The sequence below is a fragment of the Sphaerospermopsis aphanizomenoides BCCUSP55 genome, assembly GCF_001586785.1.
Taxonomy (GTDB): Bacteria; Cyanobacteriota; Cyanobacteriia; order Cyanobacteriales; family Nostocaceae; genus Sphaerospermopsis_A; species Sphaerospermopsis_A aphanizomenoides_A.
In genome coordinates, this window is the sequence record NZ_LUFH02000245.1 from 1 (window position 1) to 1,310 (window position 1,310).

Below are 1,310 nucleotides of genomic sequence, written 5' to 3' on the forward strand. Positions count from 1 at the left end.
ACTTCCTGCTTCCTCCTGAAAGTGTCGGCACTAATCAGTCCACAGGCTAACACTGCCTAACTGACAGCTTGAGCGAGATTAATAGCCGCATTCAAATCCCTGTCACACTCAAATCCACAGCTATCACACTTAAACACTCTTTCACTCAATGACAGAGTTTCTTTTTTTACTCCACAATTAGAGCAGGTTTTAGAACTAGGAAACCATCTATCAACTATCACTAATTTTGTCCCGTACAGTTGACATTTATACTCTAATTGTCTCCTCAATTCATGAAAACCCATATCGGAAATCGCCTTTGCTAGTTTATGATTAGCTAACATACCAGAAACATTCAAATCCTCTATCACTATCACACCGTGGTTTTTGGCTAACAGTGTAGTTAATTTATGTAATGTATCTTTTCTGATATTTGCTATCTTTTGATGTAATCTAGCTATTTTGAGTTGGGCTTTTTTCCAATTATTTGAACCCATGATTTTATGTCTGTTTAACCATTGCAATCTCCTTAATTTTGATTGATATTCTTTATAAGACTTAGCTCCAGATATGACTTCACCTGTAGATAATGTTGCTAGATTTTTCACACCTAAATCTACACCCACAACATTATCTAAATTTGATATTTTTGGTTCTACTTCTATTTTGAAACTAATAAACCATCTATCGGCTTGGCGGCTGATAGTGACAGATTTGGGTTGAGTTTGAGGTAATCTTTCATAAGTCTTTAATATCCCTATTTTGGGAACTTGAATTTTATTATTCCCTAAGATTTTTACAGTTCCTTCTAAGGTAAAACTATCCTGTTTACCTTTCTTTTTAAATCTGGGGACTCCTGATTTTTTTTGAAAACATCTATCCCAGGATTTTCTTAAATTTCTGAGTGCTTCCTGTGGTGCTGATTTAGAACATTCATAGTACCATTTATTTGACGGCTTTACTAAAGCTACTAACCACTTATGTAGGTCTATTGCTGTAGGAAATTTGATTTTCTCATCAGGATTATTTTGGTTATGGTCTAAGATTTGTTTAGTTAATGCTAATCCCCAATTCCAGGCATGACGGGCTACTCCACAGTGTTTTACTATGTTTAAGAGTTGAATGTGGTTTAACTTTAACTCGGTTTTAAATCCTAGTAGCAATGATTTTACGTCTCCTGTATTTCGAGGTATTTAACTACTTTCTTCGCTATCAAGTCTGAGCGTCAAAACTTATGATACTATAAGTAAAGTGATAGTAAGTTAATGTATACATTAATTAATAATACCCAAAGTCAGCTATGTATTAACCGAGAAATTTTTGTTGCTGTT

The 1,310-nt window shown here is 34.3% G+C and carries 1 protein-coding gene; it reads right to left on the minus strand.

Annotation, left to right across the window (positions count from 1 at the left end; translation table 11 throughout):
- Nucleotides 1-56: 56 nt before the first annotated feature.
- Nucleotides 57-1,142, minus strand: coding sequence for an RNA-guided endonuclease InsQ/TnpB family protein (locus tag A0J48_RS26605; protein ID WP_200327567.1), 1,086 nt, complete (start codon nt 1,140-1,142; stop codon nt 57-59).
- Nucleotides 1,143-1,310: the final 168 nt, after the last annotated feature.